Raw genomic sequence first — 18,809 nt, 5'->3', positions numbered from 1 at the left:
TAGGGGATTTTCACGAGCAGTCGTCCGTTTCGAGCGCGTGCTCGGCGGCGGCAAACTCCCGACGCGTATTGAGGTTCACGAACGTCCGGGGGTCGGCGTGTTCTCGGATCTCGCTCTCCGTTACGACGACGTGATCGAGCACGTCGAGCGCCGCACGCAGTTCGCGCTCGCCACGCGAGAGCGCCGCCGCGCAGGCATCGGCCATCGCGTCGGTTCGATAGACCGCCTGCGTTGGCTGGAACCAGTCCTCGTGTCGCGGCACGGCCGCGTCGTGGCCCGCCGCGCGCGTGAATAGAGAGGAGATGAATTCGGGATCGACGAACGGCATGTCGGCGGCGACGACGGCTGCGTAGTCGGTATCGAGCGCGCGCAGCCCGGCCCGAACGCCGACGAGTGGCCCGCCATCGGGGTCGGGGTCCGTGACACAGCGGAACTCAATTCCATCGAGCGCGCGCTCGATGGCTGTGGTCTGGTCGGTCCGACAGCTGATGACGAGTTCGTCCAGTCCCCTGAGTTGCTCGGCGACCCGGCGTACCAGCGGCACGCCAGCGAGCTCAGCGAGGACTTTGTCCCGCTCGCCGAAGCGTGTCGAGCGACCGCCGGCAATGACGACACCACCGCGCGAATCGTCACTCATCGTTCGTTCTCGGCGGCACGCTCGGAGGCTGGAGTGGCGTCGATGCGCGTTCGTCCGGCACCGAGCAGCGGATCGGCGACGCCGGCGTGGACGAAGACGGTGCCCCGTCGAACGCCCTGGCTCCGCTCGGCGACGAGTTCGACGCGCCCATCCTGATTCTCGACGACGACCCGATCGCCGTCGGCCACGCCCCGCGCGTCGGCGTCCACGGGATGGATGACGAGGGTGTCGTCGTGTGTCCCCACCTCGCTCCCCATCGTCGTCATGGCGATGTCGCCGCTGCGCGAGCCGGTGAGCAACACGAGTTCGTCGTCCCCAATGCCCCCGTCGGCGGGCTCGGTGGTGGGGATCGTGACGAACGGCGCGCGGCGCTCGCCGGTCATGAACTCCTCCCGATGGAGCACGTCGGTTCCCTCGTCTGCGCCGTCGGGAAACGGCCAGCGCTGACTATCCATGCCGATCCCTTCGTAGCTCATCCCCGCGTACTGCGGGTTGACGGCGGCGAGTTCGTCGAACACCTCCTGTGGACCATCGTACTCGAACCCGTCTCCGACGAGGCGCTCGCCGAGTGCACACAGAATTTCGAGATCGCTGCGCGCAGCACTCGGTGGCGATTCGAGCACGCGCGTCCGCTGGACCTGGCGATCGAGGTTCGTCACGGTTCCAGCTTTCTCCGACCAGACGGCCGCCGGCAGCACGACGTCGGCGTGGGCGGTCGTCTCGGTGTGGGTGACGTCCTGCACAACCAGGAATTCGAGCGACTGGAGACCGCGCGCGACGCCCTGCCTGTCGAGTTTCGTCACTGCGGGGTTCTCGCCGAGGACGAACGCAGCCTGGATCCCCGCACCGAACTCGCGCACGAGATCGAGCTCCGTCGGTCCGGGCTCGGCGGGCGGTTCGAACCCCCAGACGTCGGCCACCTGCGCGCGCGCCGCCGGGTCGGTGACGGGACGACCGCCCGGCAATCGGTGGGGGAGCGCGCCGGCGTCACAGGCCCCCTGCTCGTTGTTGAGCCCGCGGAAGAGGTTCATGCCCGCGCCGCGCTTGCCGAGGTTCCCGGTGAGCAGGAGGAGGTTCAACAGCGCGTCGGCGGTGGCGCTGTCGTCGGGACTGTCGCCCTCCACGCCAGTGCCAGCGACGACGGCCGCCCGCTCGGCCTCGCCGAACGCACGGGCGGCTTCCTGGATCGCCGCCGGATCGACGCCGGCGCGCCCCGCGAGCGTCTCCGTATCCATCTCGTCGACCGATGCGGCGAACGCCGCGAATCCTTCAGTCCGATCGGCGACGAACTCCTCGTCGACCAGCCCCTCGTCCAGGATCGTCTTCACGAGTAGCGCGACCACAAGCGCGTCCGTGCCCGGTCGTGGCGCGATGTGCGTGTCGGCGAGGCGGGTCGTCGCGTTCGCGCGCGGATCGACGTGGATCAGCTGTGCGCCCGCGTTGACCGCGGGCCGGACGTACGAGTCGAACGCGACCGGCTGCTGGTCGGCTGGGTTCGAGCCGATCACCAGAAACGCCCCGGCCTCGGCGAGATCGGCGAGCGAGTTCGTCATCCCGCCGGAACCGAGGCGCTCTTCCATCGCCGACATGGTCGAATCGTGGCAGAGCCGTGCCCGGTTGTCGACGTTGTTCGTGCCGAGGCTCCGCGCGAGCTTCCCGAAGAGGTAGTTCTCCTCGTTCGTACAGTGTGGCGCGCCGAGAAAGGCCAGCGCGTCCGGGCCGTGGTCGGCGACGATCTCCCCGAACTCGCGCTCGATGCGGTCGTACGCCTCGTTCCAGGAGACGGGTTCGAGGTCACCGTTCCGTCGCATCAGGGGATGGGTGAGGCGCTCCGCGTCGTCGAACACGTCGAAAGCGGCGATCCCTTTCGGACAGAGCTCGCCACCCTCGTTGACGGGTGCGCCCGGCCAGCCGCGCGCACGGCCCGTGGCTCCGTCGTAGCGGACGCTACAGCCGACTGCACAGAGCGGGCAGATGCTTTTGATGTCCTCGTGTGGCTCGCTCATCGGTTCGTCGACTCTCTCCTTACCGCGACGGACGCAAAAGGGTTCCTGGGGTCAGCCGAACTTGCCGGTGATGTAGTCCTCGACGCGCTGGCTCTCGGGGTTCTCGAAGATCTCGTTCGTGTCGCCGTACTCGACGAGCTCGCCACCGGTGAGGAAGACGGCGGTCTGATCGGAGATGCGGGCGGCTTGCTGCATGTTGTGGGTGACGACGACCACGGTGTAGTCCTCGGCGAGGTCTTCGATGAGGTCCTCGATCTTCGCGGTCGCGATCGGATCGAGTGCGCTCGCGGGCTCGTCCATCAGGATCACTTCGGGATCGACCGCGAGACAGCGCGCGATGCAGAGGCGCTGTTGTTGTCCTCCTGACAGTCCGAGCGCGTTGTCGTCCAGGCGGTCGTCGACCTCGTCCCAGAGGGCGGCCTGCCGGAGCGCGCGTTCGACGAGGGTATCCTCGTCGCCGGCGTCGTCGCCGAACAGCCGTGCAAGCAGGCCAGTCTCGATGTCGCCGTGTTTGCGCGGGCCGTAGGAGACGTTCTTCCGGATGGATTTGGGGAACGGGTTCGGCTGCTGGAACACCATCCCGACGCGCTTTCTGAGCTCGACGAGATCGACGTCGTCGCCGTAAATTTCCTGGCCGTCGAGTGCGACGCTCCCCTCGACGCGCGCGGCCTTGATGCGATCGTTCATCCGGTTCAGGCATCTGAGGAACGTCGATTTCCCACAGCCCGACGGGCCGATGAGCGCCGTGACGCTCTCTTCGGGGATGTCGAGCTCGATCCCTTCGAGTGCCTGTTCGTCGCCGTAGAAGACGTCGAGGTCGTCGACGGCGAACTTCGTCCCGTTGTCGAAGTCGTAGTTCGTCCACTCCGGTTCGATGCGCTCGTCGCTTTCGCCGACGGTCCGGTCTCGGTCCTGTTGGATCGTGCTCATGATTGGAGTTTGGTGTCGAAGTAGCGCCGCGAGGCGATGCCGACCGCGTAGAAGGCGAAGACCACCAGCAGGAGAACGAGCGCCGTCCCCCACGAGAACCCCTCGCCGACGTTGCCGACGCCGGCGGTGATGGTTGCGAACAGCTGATAGGGGAGCGCGGTCGCCGGCTGGAGCAGTGCGTCAGTGTTGAGAACGGATAGTTCGACGAACGGGAACGACGAGGTGAACGCCGCCCCGAAGTTCAGGAGATCGGGTCCGGTCTCGGGAAACGGCTCGCCGGTGAGGACGAGCAGGATGGGCGCGGTCTCGCCGGCGATGCGACCCACACCGAGGATCGCGCCGGTCACGACGCCGGGCATCGCCGCCGGCAGGACGACGCTCTTGATCGTCTGCCAGCGACTCACGCCGAGGGCGGCGCTCGCGTCGCGGTACTGATCGGGCACGTTGAGCAGCGCCTCGCGGCTCGTGATGATCACGAGCGGAAGCAGCATGAAACTGAGCACCAGCATGCCCGACAGCAGGCTGCTCCCGTTGCCGATGCGCGGTACGAGGAAGGCCAACCCAAACAGACCGTAGACGATGCTCGGGGTGCTCCAGAGCCCGTTCGTGGCGATCTCGACGAGCGACGTGATCCGACCCTGTTCGGCGTACTCGGTCAGGAAGACGGCGGTCCCCACCCCGAGCGGGATGGCGACCGACACCGCGCCGACGACCAGCCAGACGGTGCCGACGATCGCCGGCGCGACGCCGTTGATCGCGTTCGTGATCGCGAACCCTTCCATCACGAACGGCCAGTGGAACCAGACGAGGGGAGCGCTGATGACGACGTATTCGTCCCAGCCGGGTGGCTGAAACCACGTCACCGGCTCCCAGAACAACCCGAAACGGATGCCCTCGGTCATCGGTCCCCAGCCGCGCACGGCGATGAAGGAGATGAGAACGACCAGCAGCGCGATCATCCCCGCCGCGTTCGCGCTCACGAGCAGCGATGCGCCGCGTGCCTTCCCCTGCGTGCCGAAACCGGCGGCCGCCTGCGCGCCGACCCACGCGAGCAGCAGGCCGGCGACGCCGAGCAGGATCGGCAGTGTCGTCTCGGGTGTGAACGCGGCCGACAGCCCCTCCGGCTGCCATCGCCAGTCCGGACCGATGACGTCCGTCAGAATGACCCCGCCGACCAGAAGCGCGAACCCACCACCGGTCGCCGCGAGCGCGCTATCCTCTTGGGGAACGATCGCCAGCACGATCCCGAGTGCCGCGCCAGCGAGCGCACCGATCGGCCAGAGAGTACTGAAACCGAGTGTCTGTGCGGCCACGAGTCCGCCGACGACGAGCCCGACGAGACCGAACACGGCCGCGAGCGACGTGCCGGCGGTGTGGTCCGGCGCGGTGTCGAGCACACCGAGTTTGGCGGCGACGACGACCGCGACCAGACAGCACGCCGCCGCGACGAGCGCGAGCGCGAGCACGTCGAACAGCGACGCGCCCGCGACCGTGGTGGGGACGACCTGGACGAACGCGAGCAGGCTCGCGACGAGTACGATGGCACCGATCGCGACGACCGCCCCGCCGGCGTACCGCAGCGGGCCGGTGCTCCCCCGATCGAGCGCGCTCGCAACGCCCGTGTCCGTGCTCATGTGTCGCCGCCCCCGAGCGTTCGTTCCATCCGTCGTTCGACGTACTGCGAGCCGATGCTCAGGCCGAGCACAGTAATGAAAAGAACGACGCCGGCGGCGAACAGCGCGCTCATCTGCGAGCCGCTGGCGATGCCGTACTGGCTCGCGATGAGGCTCGTGAGCGTTTCGGTGTTGCCGAACACGTCGTAGAGCGGGTCGGGCAGCACCTGTGCGTGCGCGAGGATCACCGTCGCGGCCATCGTCTCACCCACGGCGCGACCGATGCCCAGCAGGACGGCGGCCGAGACGCCCGAAAAGGCCGCCGGCAGCGTCACGGCGGTCGTCGTCTGCCAGTCGGTCGCGCCGAGCGCGAGCGAGCCGTCCTTCATCGGGCCGGGCACGCTCGCGATGGCGTCCTCGGCGACCGACACGACCGTGGGTAGCGCCATCGCGCCGATGACGACGCCGACGACGAACAGGCTGCCGAACGTCGGCAGCGAGAACTGCTCGGCCATGAACGGGTTGAGGACGACGAAGCCGATGAAGCCGTAGACGATCGACGGGATGCCCGCGAGCGCTTCGACGGCGGGTTTGAGCAGGCCGCGCGCCCAGTCGGGGGCCATCTCGGCGATGAACACCGCGCCGGCGACGCCGAGCGGGGCAGCGACGGCGGTGGCGATGAGCGTCGTGACGAGCGTCCCCCACATCATCGGCACGAGCGAATAGATCGCCGAACTCGGATTCCAGAGTTTGCCGCCCGTCTTCGTCAGAATGTCGATACCCATGATCCGGAAGGCCGGGATCGACTGCGCCACCAGATAGATCGTGATCAGTCCGAGCACGAGCACCGTCACGATCGTCGCCGCGAGCGCGAGCACGCGGGCGGTCGTCCCTTGCTCCCTGAAAATCCCGTAGACGACGACCAGCGCGAACGCCGCGAGCGGGTAGATCACCAGCCCGGGCGCGAGGAAGAAGGTCAGCGCGACCGCCAGCAGCGTGACGCCGAGCAGCACGCCGACGGGGCTGTCACCCACACCCAATCGGCCGACGAGCCCGCGTTCGACGCTCATCGTTGGGTGTCTGGGAGTTGTCGCCGTTGTTTCTTCCGGCGTTTCGGCGGCAGTGCCGAGTAGCCCACGGCCGTCACGAACGACTGCTGGCCGTACTCGCTCACGAGCATCCGGAGCAGCGCGGCCTCCTTCTTCGAGGTGCCGTCGTAGGTGTAACAGTGCAGATCGCGCGCGAGCGGATAGCCGCCCTCGGCGAGATTTTCACCGGGCACGTACTTCGTCCCTTGGAAGGTGAGCGCGATCGCCGGCACCGAATCGTCGACGAACGCGAGCGCCATGTACGCGAGGGCGTTCTCGGAGTTGGTGACGATCTGTTTCACCTGCTGGTTCTCACCCTTCCGGATGTCGACGCCGGGGATCGCGGCGTTCGGGTCGCCGAAGAGGTTGTTGCGGAAGGCGGTGTCGGTGCCCGATCCCTCCGCGCGCCCGACGACCTGAATCTCCGTGCTCGGGCCGGAGTAGCCCGGCACACCCGTCCAGTCGGTGATCTCACCCTTGTAGATGGCCTTCAGCGTCTCGGCCGAGATCTCGCTGACGCCGGCGTCCACGATCGCCTGACTGACGACGATCGGCTGGGCATCGACGCCGACGACGTGATCTACATAGTTCGAGAGCTTCTTCTGTGCGAGATCGGGAAATTCGGCTTTCACCGGCGCGCTCGAATTGCCGATATCGAGCCGGCCGTTGCGCAGCTTTTCGAGGCCGGTCCCCGAGTGGCTGAGACTGACGTTTATCGCGACCGGCGGCGAATCTGTCTCGGTCGCGTCGAAGCCGTACATCCCGGCCCAATAGTCGGCGAGCCGTTCCTCGGTCTCGATGCCGTATTGCTTCGGTTTCCAGTATTTCCCATCGGGCGGGGCCGCGTTCGTTCCCCAGAAGGAGGCCGCCCTGTCGACGATCGGGTACACCGTCGAGGAGCCACCGGCCTGGAGGGTCGGGACATCGCCCGCCCCACCCCCCTCGGAGTCGTTCCCGCTGGCACTGTCCGGCGGCGTCGCGCTCGTGCTGATACAGCCAGCGAGCCCCGCGCACAGCCCGGCCCCGCCAGCCAGTACCGTACGCCGACTCACAGGCGTTCCCTGCATCGTCTGTCGGTAGCCACAGGGAGGATAAATACTCTACTATGAAATCTATATAGCGGTACGTGTCCGCACGGTCGGCGTAGTTAGGCGTCCTCTTCGTCGAAGCCGAGCGCCGCCGAGTTGATGCAGTAGCGCTTGCCAGTCGGTTCCGGACCGTCGTCGAAGACGTGACCGAGATGGCCACCGCAGGTCGCACAGACCACTTCGGTGCGCTCCATCCCGTGACTGGTGTCGCGCCGGAACTCGATGTTCTCGTCGGCGGCGTCCGAGAAGCTCGGCCAGCCGGTCTTGGATTCGAACTTGGTGTCCGAGGAGAACAGTTCGGTGCCGCAGCCGGCACAGACGAAGGTGCCGTCGTCGTCCTCGTCGAGCAGCTCGCCGCTGAACTTCGGCTCGGTCCCCTGCTCGCGCAGGATATCGTACTCCTCGTCGGTCAGCAGCTCGCGCCATTCATCGTCGGTCTCGGGCAGACTCTCGCCGGTCGTCGCCGGTTCGTTCGACATACCTATCGAAGGGGGCGCACGCTTTTGGCTGTTGTGGCATGCGACCGAGCGGTCGCTGACCGGTCGTGATCGCTGGAAAATGCTCCGGCAGGGATTCGAACTGGCGCGAGACGGTCGCACCCGCGCGCTGCGACTCGCGTGCTCGAATCCGCGTCGCATCGGCTCCTCACTCGTGTTCGTCGCAGAATGCTCCGGCAGGGATTCGAACCCTGGTCATCACCGTGAGAGGGTGATATGATTGGCCGGACTACACCACCAGAGCACACCTCTGTGGCTGCACTCGTTTGTAGCGACGAATCGGGTTTAACCGTTGCGCTTTGAGCCTACCCGTCCTCGAACGGCGAGCCGGTGATGTCGGGCTCGTGGCCGTCGAGGCTGACGATGTTCTCACGACCGACGCGGAGTTTGCTCACTCGGTCCTCCTCGGCCATCTCGGAGAGCAGCGTGCTCACCTTCGATTTCGACCAGTCGGTCTGCTCGACGATATCGCCCTGCTGCATCCGCCCGCCGTTGGCGTCGAGCAGCTCGGCGATCCGGTCGGCATCGGTCTTCATGTCGGCGGCGCTCACGGCCGGTTCGGGCGGTGCGGTCGTCGCCGCTGGTTCGTCCTCGCTTTCGGGCTCTGACTCGTCGTCGATATCGGCTTCGGCGGCCGCTCCGGAATCGGGTGGTTCGTCGCTCGTCCCGGCGATGCCCGATCGCCAGGCGATCACGCCGCCGACGAGGACGACGATGAGTATGCCAGCACCCCACAGGAGCGGCAGTTCGGACGACGAGCCCTCGTCGGCCGCCAGCGCCGATTCCTCGGTGAAGACGACGTGGGGCTGTCCGCTCGCGAACTGTGCCGGCCCGAAGTACGTCAGCGAATCGGTCGTGTTCGCCGAGCCGTTGGTCGAGGCGTCGGCTGCCGGTTCGACCGATTCCCAGTCGACTTCGAGGTTCGGCCCGGCACGGAATTCGAGTGACATCCCCTTGGAGAGATAGAGCCCGCTTTCGAAGCTCTCGCCGACGGTGTGGCTCCCCTCGGTGGACGTGAAGTTCGTCCAGAGGAACGACATCTCGACGACGCCCGTCGTCCGCGGCTGCGAACTCACGCGCGTGTCACGCCTGAACCCGCGCGCATCCATCGACCGTCCCGTCGCGTTCGAGCCGTCCGCGGTGAGCGTCGTCGCTCGTTCCCTGAAATCAGTGTACAACGGCGTTTCTTCGCTGCCGAACCGGTTCGCATAGGCACGGAAGCGACTGGTCTGACTCTCGTTGGTGAGCGGTTGGTTGTAGCGCTGGGTCCAGCGCGCAGAGCCGTTCTCGTAGACCGTGACGACGAACCGTGCGTCGTTGAACGACGTCGCGGTGTCGGAGCCGTTCGACGGGGCGGCCTGTGCGTCGCCGATCGCTACGGCGGGGAGCAAAACTGCTCCGAGCACTATCGCGGCGACGAGGCCGAGCACCGACAGCCGCTTCATCCATCGTAGATGATCGGACCATCATATAAAAACGCTATGACCACGACCGTCCGAACGACTCAGGGCGCGAGCCGGTTCTTGCGCCCCTTCATCTGCTCGTCGTAGTGGGCGAACGTTAGCGGACACCACTCCGCGGCGTGGTCGAGGATCGACTCGGTGAGATGGCGAATTTCCCACTGGCTGTCGGCGGCGGCGCGCATGTCCGCGACGTGCATCAGCATCCTGACGTTCATCGACAGCACCATGTTCACCTCGGTGCCGATCGGCAGCACGAACCGGGCGTCCTCCGGGGGCATCCCCGTATCGAGCAGCTTCTGATACGATTCGACCGATTCCGTGACCGATTCGCGGAAGATCCGCTCGCGTTTTTCGACCACCTCGTCGTCGACCGCACCGCCGCTCTGATTGCGCCCCACCCAGTCGGGATCGGTCGCCGACGGTGGCGTGACGACCATCGCGCCCTCGCGTACGTCGGCGGGATCGACCTCGTCGAAGGAGACGTAGCGCATCGACTGGACGTCGAAGGAGACGTGGCGATGACGTGTGAGCTGAGCCATACACGAGCGGCTGATCCCCTTGACGCCGAACGTGGCTTGGGGATGCTCGAACGGGCCGAAGTGGCCGTGATCGAGCAGGCGGCCGATGAGCGTGCGCTTTTTCTCCTCGGTCGTCTCCCCGTCGACGGTGCTCATCGTCTCCGCGAACGACTGTTCACCGACGAAGCCCGACGAATAGTCGCTGCGCGCGGCGGTACAGATCACTCGCTCCGGATCCTCTGTCGCTTCGAGCAGACGGACATCCATACCCAACGACGGAACAGCCGGGGTAATATCCTGTCGGTCAGGAGCATCCTCAGCGCGTCAGCCGAATCGAACTCGTCGAGCCGTCCGACCCGTTCCCCGTGTCGAACACGTCGGTGTCGATGGTGGTGTTCGTGCCGAGATCGTCGAGCGGCAGTTCGACCGTTCGGTTGCCAGGGAGTTCGAGCACGGCGGTGAGCGACACCCCCAGATCGGTCCGCTGGTCGCGCTCGATGTGGCTGACCCACCAGTCGTCGAGCTCGTCGTTGCGGATGGCCGCCCTCGCCGTGATCGTTTGCTCGCTGCCGGGCGAAAGTACCGTTCCCTCGCCCGTCGTGCCGTTGCCGACGGCGATCCCGTTCATCGTGAGCGTGTAGTCGATGCGAGCGACGGGAATCGGGATCTCGGTCGGATTTCGCAGTTGAAGGCCGATGTCGAGCGGCGTCCTCTCGCGCGTCACGTTCCCCCACGTCGCCGACGTGCGCTCGACGACGAGGACGGGATCGTCGACGAACGGGAGGCTCGCGTTGATCGGCCGTGGCTCGCTCGTGTTCAGCGCACCGGTGATGTCGGTCGTCAGCGTCCGGTTCTCGCTCACGCGCGCTGTCCCGAACACCGGCACGTCGACGGCCGCGCCCGTGACAACCCGCGTGCGCTCGCCGCGCTCGACGTGGCTCGCCCACCACGTCGGAATGTTCCGATTGTCGATGGCGGTCGTGAAGTTCACCGTCGACGTGCCCGGTGCGGCCCGGATATCGTCACGGCTCCCGGTGCCCATCTCGATGCCGTTCATCCGTATCGAGTGGTTTACGGTCGTGTTGCCGAGCTCGATCGGGATCGGGTTCGGGTTCGTGACGCGGAGTTCGGTCGTGACGAGCGTCGTCGAGTCGTTCACACCCGAAAAACGGCTCTCGGTTCCCGCGACCGTCGGACGGTCGACGGTGAGGACGGCCACGCCGCCGATCGCGGCGAGAACGACGAACACGAGGACGACGGCGCGCGTACGATTCATGCGATCGGGTATGCCTTCGTGGTCGGGGAAAATAGGCTGTCGATCGGCCGCCACGATTCGGGTGTGAACCGCTACAGCGCCCGCCGTGATGGAACGAACTAAGTCCCCGCCGGTGATAGCGTCGGCATGGCCACATCCGTCGGGACCGACCGCGGCGTCGGCTTCGCCGTGTTGTTCGTCGTCCTCGCGCTCGTCGGCGCGCTCGCCGCGCTCGTCGGTGGACTGCTCGAAACCCAACTCACCGCTGCCTGGGGGTTCGCCGCGGCCTCGATCGCCGGCGCGATCGCGATCATGGCGATACAGCTGTCGGGGTGAGCGGCTGCCACAAAGCGTTAAGAGTCTCACGACCGTAGTGGTCGTAATGACCGATTTTTCCGATGAGGATCGGCGGATCCTCGCGTATCTCCACGACAGCGTCGCGCGTGGCGAGCGCTACTTCCGCTCGAAGAACATCGCCGACCAGCTCGGGTTGAGCGCCAAACAGGTCGGCGTCCGGCTGCCGCGGCTCGACGAGGAATCCGAGGAGATCGACATCGAGAAGTGGAGCCGTGCGAAGTCGACCACGTGGCGCGTCACCCCCGGGTAAGTGGGCGAGTGCGTTCGGGTCGTCCGGGTCGGCGGATTTTTACCGACTGAACTCCTACTGATGATATGACAGTCCGGGTCGAACGTACGTTCGAGCTCGCCGTCCCGCCCGAACAGGTCTGGGCCTTCATCGCCGATCCGGGCAAGCGTGCCGAAGCGATCAGCGTCGTCGACTCGTTCGAGATCCACGACGAGACCCATGCCACCTGGCATATCGCCCTACCGATCCCGTTCGTCGACCGCACGATCGCCGTCGAGACCGAGGACACCGAACGCGACCCGCCAACCCACGTGGAGTTCGTCGGGCGCTCGCGCGTCCTCCGGGTCGTCGGCGAACACGACCTCGAAACCGTCGACGATGGCACCCGCCTGCGCAACCGCTTCACCGTCGAGGGGAAGATGCCGGGCGTCGAGGGATTTTTCAAGCGTAACCTCGACGACGAGCTCGACAACCTCGAAGCCGCCATCCGCGCGGATACGGCGGCCGAGCCGTAGATGCGCCTCGCCTGCTGTCAACACGACATCGAACCCGGTGCGATCGAGGCGAATGTCGAACGCGCGCTCGCGGCCATCGCCACGGCCGCGGACGACGGTGCGGATCTCGTCTGTCTCCCCGAGATATTCTCCGTCGGCTACTTCGCGTTCGACGAGTACGAGCGGGCGGCCGAGTCGCTCGCCGGGCCGACGCTCGCGCGGATCGCCGACGCGGCGCGAACCCACGACGTCGGCGTGCTCGCCGGCTCGATCGTCGAGGACCTTGCGGCAAGCACGCGTGACGGGTTCGAGACGCCGAGTGAGAATGGGCTGGCGAACACGTCGGTGTTCTTCGACCGCGACGGCGAGCGGCGAGCGATCTACCGCAAACACCACCTCTTCGGCTACGAGTCGCGGGAGGCCGAACTGCTCGTTCCCGGCCAGTCGCTCGGGCTGACCGCATTCGACGGGTTCACGATCGGCATCACGACCTGCTACGATCTGCGCTTTCCCGAACTGTATCGCGAGTTCGTCGATGCGGGGGCGACTCTGATTCTCGTCCCGAGCGCGTGGCCGTATCCGCGCGTCGATCACTGGAAACTCCTCCCGCGGGCGCGGGCGATCGAGAACCAGCTGTTCGTGGCGGCCTGCAACGGTTCCGGCGTGTTCGGCGAGACCGCACTCTGTGGGCGCTCGGCGATCTACGATCCCTGGGGTGAGAGTTCGGCGCAAGCGGGTTCCGGTGAGCATGCCGCCGACGAACCGACGATCGTCACCGCCGATATCGATCCCGAACGCGTGGCGAGCGTGCGTGATGAGTTCCCGGCGCTCCGCGATCGGCGATAGAAACGAGGGGCTTATCAGGCGCCGATGCTTTCCTGTAAACGCCGGTACGTGACGCTTTTCTCGTCGCAGCCGGCACACAGCGCTCGTCCCGCCGCAACCCGCACCCCCACTCGGATCCGGACGCGACCCACCCCGTCCCGCTCGTTTCGTTCCACTCGTCATACTGTCGGACAGATCCGATCGAGAACCTGTAATGGGAAAATCAGTACGTTGCAGTGGGTTCGGAATCGAATTTTCACGTACTTCTGTCCGACAATATCAGCCGTCGTCATGGCAAACGGAGTGTGACACGACGAGCAAAGGACAACCCCTTTATTCGGCTGCCGGGGCGTAATAGATACCGAATGATGAACGCCAGCGCACGCCCGCTCGACCAATGAGGATCGAGCGGCTCGATCGCGACACGTGGGCGGGGGCGCTTCCCGATCGTGGCTTCGAGGTCTTCCACACCCCCGAGGCGCTGTCCGTCCTCGACCGCCACGCATCCGGCGACTGCCATCTCTTCGGCGGCTATCGCGGCGAGCAGCTGGTGGCGATGGTGCCGCTGTTCGTCCGCCACGTCGGCGGGCTGCGGATCGTCTCCTCGCCACCGCCGGGCATGGCCGTCCCGAGTCTGGGACCGCTCGTGATGCCGACCAGCCCGAAGCAGCGAAAGCGCGAGAAGGTCAACCGCGAGTTCACCGAGGAACTCCTGGAGGCGCTCGATGCCGACTCGCCGCGAACGCTCGTCCGTATTCTCTGCCCGCCCGACTACACCGACCCGCGCCCGTACCGCTGGAACGGGCTGTCGGTCGAACCGGCCTTCACCTACCGCCTCGCGGCCGACGATCCCGACGAGCTCATCGACTCGTTCAGCCGGAGCCTTCGCCGGGAGATCCGCTCGGGCATGGAGCTCGATATCGAGATCGAGACGGCCGGAATCGCTGGCGGTGAGCGCGTCTTTCGAGAGACTGCCGAGCGCTACGCCGAACAGTCCGAACCGTTCGGCCCGGAGTGGCCGTACGTGCGTGACGTCATCGAGGAACTCGGCGATCGCTGTCGCGTCTACGTCGCCCGTGCCGACGGCGAGCACCTGGGCGGGGTCATCACGCTGTTCTCGAACGATGCGGCGTACTACTGGCTCGGTGGCACGCGCGCGACCCACGAGAACGTCAGCATCAACAGCCTCCTCCACTGGCGCATCATCAACGATATCGCCGACGATCCGCCGATCGACTCCGTCCACGAGTACGATCTCGTCGGCGCGAACACCGAACAGCTCTGCCGGTACAAATCGAAGTTCGGGGGCGAGCTGACGCCCTACTACGTCGCCGAGTCGGGTGGGGTAGCGATGGACGTCGCGAAAAGCGGCTATCAGCTGGTGAGTCAGGCCATCGATCGGTTCTAACGCTCGGGTGTCGGCGGGTCGGTCCGTCGCGGCGGACTGCCGTGCGAGAGGCCCTCGACCCCGGCGGCCCCGTTCGGACTGGTTGCGAGTTCGACGATGACGTCAGTGAGGTTCACCTTGTCGGCCATGAAGGCGTCGCGTTTGGCGGCCCATGTCTCCGTGAGGCTATCGTCGTCGATCAGCGATTCCGCATGCTCGATCGCCTCGGTGAAGGAGGCGATGTTGAAGATCAGCCCCTCGTTTTCGAGCTCGATGAAGTTGCCCATGTCCTCCTCGCCGACGAAGGAGTTCGATCGGATGGCGGGCGTTCCGAGCAGCGCGGCCTCGGTGACCATCGTCTGTGTGTCGGCGACCAGGAGGTGGGCTTCGCTGAGCGCGTCGTGTAACAGCCCGGGATGGAGATCGTACGGCCGGGCGTCGATCCCGTCGAACTCCATCGTGCCGCTCTCGTCGGAGACGAAGACGGTCGCGTCGTGGCCGAGGCGTTCGATCAGCGTGCGCCGCTCGGCGGGGCCGATGCCCGACTGGCTGACGTCGTGATGCGAGCCGAAGGCGTTGAACCGGCAGATGACGTATTTCTCGTCGGGGCCGACGCCGAGCTGCTCGCGGATGTCGTCGCGAGGGGTGAACACGTCGGGGTGGAGATAGGCACACTCCTTGAACCCGCGAAAGCGATAGTGGTTCGCCCCGAGGTCCTTGCCGAAGGCGTCCGGCGTGAGGATGGCGTCGGCGAACGGCCGCGAGACGGTGTGATCGATCGAGGTCGGCTCCGAGTCGAGGATCAGCGTCACTGGCGTGCGTGAGAGCGCGCCTGCGTGGGCCGCGTACGCGCCCATCCCGAAGATGCGGTCGGGTGAGTATCGCCACGTCTGGCGGAGAATCGAGAGATAGTGACGCGGGAGCTGGTAGAACAGCGACCGCTTTTTCGTCGCCAGCCGTCCGTAGAGCCGGTAGGGGAGATCGTGATAGTCGAGTAGCTCCTTCGTACAGCCGTAGTCACGACCGAGAATCAACACGTCGTGACCGCGACGTTCGAGGGCCGCGACGGCGTGTTTGTAGAGATGGACGTGCGCAGGAGTGTTCGTGAAAAACAGATAGTTCATTCAGTCTTGCTTCCGGCGAAGAACTCGATGCTCCTAAACACGTCGGTCCGCCCGCCGTGACACCGGTCGGGCGAAGCCGTTACTCATATACGATCGGGCCGCGCCAGTTGAAGCGATACGCTCAACGCTGTTGGACGACAATCATGACACGGATACGAACTGCGGGAATGGTACTGGTGGTATTGCTCTCGGCGGCCGTCGGCGGCGTCGCCCTCGGCGGAACGGCGGCGGCGCTCGATCCCGGCGCGGGCGCGACCTATCCGCTGACGCCCAGCTCCGACACGCTCGGGACGTTCGTCTACGTCGTCAGACCGGGCGATTCGGTCGCCGAGAACGGCATCAAGGAGATCACGCTCGATGCAGGTCCGAATGCCGACGTCTCCAACGTGACCGACGACGACGTGTTCATCGCGGTGCGTGGCGGCCAGCGCATCGAGATCGCCGAGAACAACACCGACATCGTCGACGTCGCGAACATCAGTGTCTCCCCGAATCAGGCCGGCGACGAGGTTACCATCACGCTTCCGCGGCCGGTCCAGCCGCAGTTCGCCTCCGATAGCCCGAACACCGGCGCGGAGGTCGCGGTCAAGGTGGGGAACTTCACGACGCCGGATCGACCGGGTAGCCATTCGGTCAACGCGACGTTCGCCACCGCATCGGGGAGTAGCGACGGACCGACGTCGGTCTCCTACTCGACGACTGCTCCGGAGCTGTCGATGAACAGCCAGAACCTCTCGCAGTTCAGCGATCAGCAGTCGATCAACGTCTCGGCGTCGGTGCCGGGCGGCGGCTACGTCGGGCTGTTCACCACGGCCTCGAACGGCTCGCCCGGCGAACTCATCGGTTCGACGGACGTCGCCACGGCAACGTCGAGCCAGCAGTACAGCATCGACGTGAGCGGTAACGTCACGGAGAGCCAGCAGCTGATGGCCGTCGCGTACAGCGAGACGAACGGTCGCTCGGCGAGCCTTCGCGAGAACCAGACGTTCGATCCGAGCGACGACGAACGGCTGCGGACCAACGGCACGCTCGTGAACGCGACCGCGAACGTCTCGACGCTCGACGTCGACGGGCGAGTCGAGGCCGGCGGCGAGTACGCACAGGGTGCACGGCTTTACTTCCCGCAGGGCGAACCGGACACGAACTACCAGGTACGGTCGGTCGAGGACGGCGAACTCGGCTCCGCCGCGACACAGTTCCAGACGGGCGCGAACGACACGACGATCCTCGACACGAGCGATCTCTCGGAAGGGCAGTACGCGATCACGCGGATCGCCGACGATTCGCTCGTGAGCCTCGACAACGACAGCACGACCAGCGCACAGGACGACAGCATCCTCATCACCGGCCAGCAGGCGACCACACAGGCGAACACGACAAACGCGAGTGATGGTGCCGCGACCGATACCGGTGCCACCGCGACCGCCAGCAGCGGCGAGGGTGACACCGCAACCGACGGCAACGCCAGCGGAAACGGCTCGGCCAACGCCAGTGACAATGGCTCGGGCACCGACACCAGTTCGAGCGGTCCCGGCTTCGGCATCGCGGTGGCCGTCGTCGCGCTGCTCGGCGCGGCGCTGCTCGTGACGCGACGCAACCGCTGAATCGGTCGCTGCGGTGTACGTCTTTTTCGACTATTCAGTCAAAATGACGGTTCCGGCGCGGCATGCGGACGGATATCGATCGGTCACGGTATGTGGATACGAACCGATAGAAATGAGTATGATGGGGCTGACAGTTACGCCAACGGAGAGAGCCGAACCGTGACCGAAACGGCTGCTATCGGCCGTTGCATCGGTCAGAGGCGGCTCTCGGAGACCAACCAATGAGGGACTCACAGCCATGACGACGGTACGACGCAGCGCATTCATGATCACCGTAGTGCTCGTTTCGGCACTCGTCGGCGGTATCGCCTTCGGCGGGTCGGCGGCGGCGCTTAATTCCGATACCGCGGCGCCATACCCGCACTCGCCGGGGACGAGCGCGACCGATTTCCCCGTCTCGGTCGTCGCTCAGGGGAGCGATGCCATCACACAGGACGGGATGAAATCGATGACGGTCGACTTCGGGGCGAGCGGCAGTTTCGACGGCAGTGTCGAGAACGTCAGCGTCGGGTCGGTCTCGGTCACCGTCGCCAGTTCGAGCGGTCAGCGGACGGTCGACCCTGCGAACGTCTCGACCTCGGACGGACAGATCACACTCACCTTCCAGCAGCCGGTGTCGGTGAGCGCCGACGATCGCATCATCGCCAACGTCGCGAACGTGACGACGCCAACGAGCGATGGCAGCTACTCGGTCGGCGTCTCGACGACGACGCCGTCGGGGACGACCGACGGCCCGGTGACCGACGATTATCGCATCGAGAGCGCCTCGCTGTCGTTCGCGAACCAGAGCGCCTCGCAGTTCAGCGTGAACCAGTCGGTGAACGTCTCCGGGGTCGTTCCGAACGCCGGCTACGTCGGGATATTTACCGTGGCCGACAACGGCTCGCGCGGGCAGCTGGTCGGCAGTAGCCAGCCCATCGTCGCGCTGTACAACGAGCGCAACTACACCGTCAATCTCAACGGCAACGTCAACGAGAGTCAGCAGCTCATGGCGGTTGCCTACTACGAGACCAGCGGGAGCAGCCAGTCCGAACGGCTGAACGGTACGTTCGATCCGAACGAGGACGCAGTCGTGACGAACAACGGTCAGCCGGCGAACGCGACCGGCTACGTCACCACCGTCGACGCCGACGGACGCGTCCAGTCGGGCAGCGAGTACGACCAGGGCGCACGGCTCTACTTCGACCAGGGCGACGCGAGCACCGGCTATCAGCTCCGTGCGGTCGAGAACGGCAGCCCCGGACGAACGGCGAACCAGTTCGAGACCGCCGCGAACGGCTCGGCGACGATCGACACCAGCGACCTCCAGCAAGGGCAGTACGTCGTCACGCGGATCGACGACGGCTCGGTCGTCAGTCTCGACAACGACAGCACGACCAGCGCACAGGACGACAGCATCACCATCACCGGTCAGCAGTTCACCGAATCGACCGCCGCGGCCGGCAGTAGCGGCGACAACGGCAGCGCCAACGCGAGCGGTGGCGCGAGCACGAATGCCGGGAACGGTGGCGATGCCGGCGGCAACAGTTCGGGCAACGCCAGCGGGAACGACTCGGGCAACGGCAGCGGCAGCAGTTCGAGCGGTCCCGGCTTCGGTATCGCGGTGGCCGTCGTCGCGCTGCTCGGCGCGGCGCTGCTCGCGACGCGGCGCGGGCGCTAACCGACCCACCGTTTCGATCGGCTTTCGATGAACG

18 protein-coding genes and 1 tRNA gene are annotated in these 18,809 nt (G+C 66.1%); 7 read left to right on the top strand and 12 right to left on the bottom strand.

Going from position 1 to position 18,809, the window contains the following annotated elements; translation table 11 throughout:
- Window positions 1–10: 10 nt before the first annotated feature.
- The 11 genes from mobA to MUK72_RS10870 form a co-directional block, all read right to left on the bottom strand.
- Window positions 11–637 carry a molybdenum cofactor guanylyltransferase gene (mobA, locus tag MUK72_RS10920; RefSeq protein ID WP_244700324.1) on the bottom strand — a complete coding sequence of 209 codons (627 nt, stop codon included), beginning with the start codon at window positions 635–637 and terminating at the stop codon, window positions 11–13.
- Complete coding sequence (locus MUK72_RS10915; protein WP_244700321.1) at window positions 634–2,643, bottom strand: molybdopterin oxidoreductase family protein; 2,010 nt, start codon at window positions 2,641–2,643, stop codon at window positions 634–636. Before MUK72_RS10915 ends, mobA begins: the two co-directional genes overlap by 4 nt.
- A 51-nt stretch (window positions 2,644–2,694) precedes the next feature.
- Window positions 2,695–3,573, bottom strand: coding sequence for a phosphate ABC transporter ATP-binding protein PstB (gene pstB / locus MUK72_RS10910; RefSeq protein WP_244700318.1), 879 nt, complete (start codon window positions 3,571–3,573; stop codon window positions 2,695–2,697).
- Window positions 3,570–5,207, bottom strand: coding sequence for a phosphate ABC transporter permease PstA (gene pstA, locus MUK72_RS10905; RefSeq protein WP_244700315.1), 1,638 nt, complete (start codon window positions 5,205–5,207; stop codon window positions 3,570–3,572). The genes pstB and pstA overlap by 4 nt, the downstream gene beginning before the upstream one ends.
- Window positions 5,204–6,256 (bottom strand): phosphate ABC transporter permease subunit PstC, encoded by a 1,053-nt coding sequence (gene pstC / locus MUK72_RS10900; protein WP_004054639.1) that lies wholly within the window; start codon window positions 6,254–6,256, stop codon window positions 5,204–5,206. The genes pstA and pstC overlap by 4 nt, the downstream gene beginning before the upstream one ends.
- Entirely contained in the window at window positions 6,253–7,341 is a 1,089-nt protein-coding gene (locus MUK72_RS10895; RefSeq protein ID WP_244700313.1) for a PstS family phosphate ABC transporter substrate-binding protein, read from the bottom strand. The genes pstC and MUK72_RS10895 overlap by 4 nt, the downstream gene beginning before the upstream one ends.
- A gap of 80 nt (window positions 7,342–7,421) precedes the next feature.
- Entirely contained in the window at window positions 7,422–7,841 is a 420-nt protein-coding gene (gene msrB, locus MUK72_RS10890) for a peptide-methionine (R)-S-oxide reductase MsrB (RefSeq protein ID WP_244700310.1), read from the bottom strand.
- Between the two features lie 187 nt (window positions 7,842–8,028).
- Window positions 8,029–8,103: transfer RNA gene (locus MUK72_RS10885), tRNA-Glu, on the bottom strand.
- 61 nt (window positions 8,104–8,164) lie between these two features.
- Window positions 8,165–9,304, bottom strand: a complete 1,140-nt coding sequence (locus MUK72_RS10880; RefSeq protein ID WP_244700307.1) for a helix-turn-helix transcriptional regulator — start codon at window positions 9,302–9,304, stop codon at window positions 8,165–8,167.
- 59 nt (window positions 9,305–9,363) lie between these two features.
- Entirely contained in the window at window positions 9,364–10,107 is a 744-nt protein-coding gene (thyX, locus tag MUK72_RS10875; protein WP_004054633.1) for an FAD-dependent thymidylate synthase, read from the bottom strand.
- A gap of 49 nt (window positions 10,108–10,156) precedes the next feature.
- A complete protein-coding gene (locus MUK72_RS10870) occupies window positions 10,157–11,116 on the bottom strand; it encodes an LEA/WHy family protein (protein ID WP_244700304.1) in 960 nt (319 codons plus the stop codon).
- A gap of 126 nt (window positions 11,117–11,242) precedes the next feature.
- Here MUK72_RS10870 and MUK72_RS10865 point away from each other — a divergent pair, with 126 nt between their 5' ends.
- From MUK72_RS10865 to MUK72_RS10845, 5 genes are all read left to right on the top strand, one after another.
- Window positions 11,243–11,431: a DUF7525 family protein gene (locus MUK72_RS10865; protein WP_004054628.1), complete on the top strand. Its 189-nt coding sequence runs from the start codon at window positions 11,243–11,245 to the stop codon at window positions 11,429–11,431.
- A 46-nt stretch (window positions 11,432–11,477) separates the two neighbouring features.
- On the top strand, window positions 11,478–11,702 hold the full coding sequence (locus tag MUK72_RS10860; protein WP_004054626.1) for a DUF7123 family protein: 225 nt from the start codon (window positions 11,478–11,480) through the stop codon (window positions 11,700–11,702).
- A 65-nt stretch (window positions 11,703–11,767) separates the two neighbouring features.
- A complete protein-coding gene (locus MUK72_RS10855) occupies window positions 11,768–12,196 on the top strand; it encodes an SRPBCC family protein (protein WP_244700301.1) in 429 nt (142 codons plus the stop codon).
- Entirely contained in the window at window positions 12,197–13,021 is an 825-nt protein-coding gene (locus MUK72_RS10850; protein WP_244700297.1) for a carbon-nitrogen family hydrolase, read from the top strand. It abuts the gene before it with no gap.
- Between the two features lie 376 nt (window positions 13,022–13,397).
- On the top strand, window positions 13,398–14,408 hold the full coding sequence (locus MUK72_RS10845) for a lipid II:glycine glycyltransferase FemX (protein ID WP_244700294.1): 1,011 nt from the start codon (window positions 13,398–13,400) through the stop codon (window positions 14,406–14,408).
- Here the strand turns inward: MUK72_RS10845 and MUK72_RS10840 are convergent.
- Window positions 14,405–15,511, bottom strand: a complete 1,107-nt coding sequence (locus MUK72_RS10840) for a DUF354 domain-containing protein (protein WP_244700291.1) — start codon at window positions 15,509–15,511, stop codon at window positions 14,405–14,407. The genes MUK72_RS10845 and MUK72_RS10840 overlap by 4 nt on opposite strands.
- 167 nt (window positions 15,512–15,678) lie before the next feature.
- Between MUK72_RS10840 and MUK72_RS10835 the strand changes: the two genes are divergently transcribed.
- Together MUK72_RS10835 and MUK72_RS10830 are read left to right on the top strand one after the other, a co-directional pair.
- Window positions 15,679–17,115: a PGF-CTERM sorting domain-containing protein gene (locus tag MUK72_RS10835; RefSeq protein WP_244705322.1), complete on the top strand. Its 1,437-nt coding sequence runs from the start codon at window positions 15,679–15,681 to the stop codon at window positions 17,113–17,115.
- Between the two features lie 238 nt (window positions 17,116–17,353).
- The gene (locus MUK72_RS10830; protein WP_425311071.1) at window positions 17,354–18,775 is read left to right on the top strand and encodes a PGF-CTERM sorting domain-containing protein; all 1,422 of its coding nucleotides are present in this window, start codon (window positions 17,354–17,356) and stop codon (window positions 18,773–18,775) included.
- The last annotated feature ends 34 nt before the right edge of the window (window positions 18,776–18,809 follow it).

Source organism: Halococcus dombrowskii, assembly GCF_022870485.1.
Taxonomy (GTDB): domain Archaea; phylum Halobacteriota; class Halobacteria; order Halobacteriales; family Halococcaceae; genus Halococcus; species Halococcus morrhuae.
This window is presented reverse-complemented; position numbering and strand designations above follow the sequence as displayed.

Coding starts and splice junctions, on each gene's coding strand:
- mobA (WP_244700324.1), bottom strand. CDS start 637: ATGAGTGACGATTCGCGCGGTGGTGTCGTCATTGCCGGCGGTCGCTCG.
- MUK72_RS10915 (WP_244700321.1), bottom strand. CDS start 2,643: ATGAGCGAGCCACACGAGGACATCAAAAGCATCTGCCCGCTCTGTGCA.
- pstB (WP_244700318.1), bottom strand. CDS start 3,573: ATGAGCACGATCCAACAGGACCGAGACCGGACCGTCGGCGAAAGCGAC.
- pstA (WP_244700315.1), bottom strand. CDS start 5,207: ATGAGCACGGACACGGGCGTTGCGAGCGCGCTCGATCGGGGGAGCACC.
- pstC (WP_004054639.1), bottom strand. CDS start 6,256: ATGAGCGTCGAACGCGGGCTCGTCGGCCGATTGGGTGTGGGTGACAGC.
- MUK72_RS10895 (WP_244700313.1), bottom strand. CDS start 7,341: ATGCAGGGAACGCCTGTGAGTCGGCGTACGGTACTGGCTGGCGGGGCC.
- msrB (WP_244700310.1), bottom strand. CDS start 7,841: ATGTCGAACGAACCGGCGACGACCGGCGAGAGTCTGCCCGAGACCGAC.
- MUK72_RS10880 (WP_244700307.1), bottom strand. CDS start 9,304: ATGAAGCGGCTGTCGGTGCTCGGCCTCGTCGCCGCGATAGTGCTCGGA.
- thyX (WP_004054633.1), bottom strand. CDS start 10,107: ATGGATGTCCGTCTGCTCGAAGCGACAGAGGATCCGGAGCGAGTGATC.
- MUK72_RS10870 (WP_244700304.1), bottom strand. CDS start 11,116: ATGAATCGTACGCGCGCCGTCGTCCTCGTGTTCGTCGTTCTCGCCGCG.
- MUK72_RS10865 (WP_004054628.1), top strand. CDS start 11,243: ATGGCCACATCCGTCGGGACCGACCGCGGCGTCGGCTTCGCCGTGTTG.
- MUK72_RS10860 (WP_004054626.1), top strand. CDS start 11,478: ATGACCGATTTTTCCGATGAGGATCGGCGGATCCTCGCGTATCTCCAC.
- MUK72_RS10855 (WP_244700301.1), top strand. CDS start 11,768: ATGACAGTCCGGGTCGAACGTACGTTCGAGCTCGCCGTCCCGCCCGAA.
- MUK72_RS10850 (WP_244700297.1), top strand. CDS start 12,197: ATGCGCCTCGCCTGCTGTCAACACGACATCGAACCCGGTGCGATCGAG.
- MUK72_RS10845 (WP_244700294.1), top strand. CDS start 13,398: ATGAGGATCGAGCGGCTCGATCGCGACACGTGGGCGGGGGCGCTTCCC.
- MUK72_RS10840 (WP_244700291.1), bottom strand. CDS start 15,511: ATGAACTATCTGTTTTTCACGAACACTCCTGCGCACGTCCATCTCTAC.
- MUK72_RS10835 (WP_244705322.1), top strand. CDS start 15,679: ATGGTACTGGTGGTATTGCTCTCGGCGGCCGTCGGCGGCGTCGCCCTC.
- MUK72_RS10830 (WP_425311071.1), top strand. CDS start 17,354: ATGACGACGGTACGACGCAGCGCATTCATGATCACCGTAGTGCTCGTT.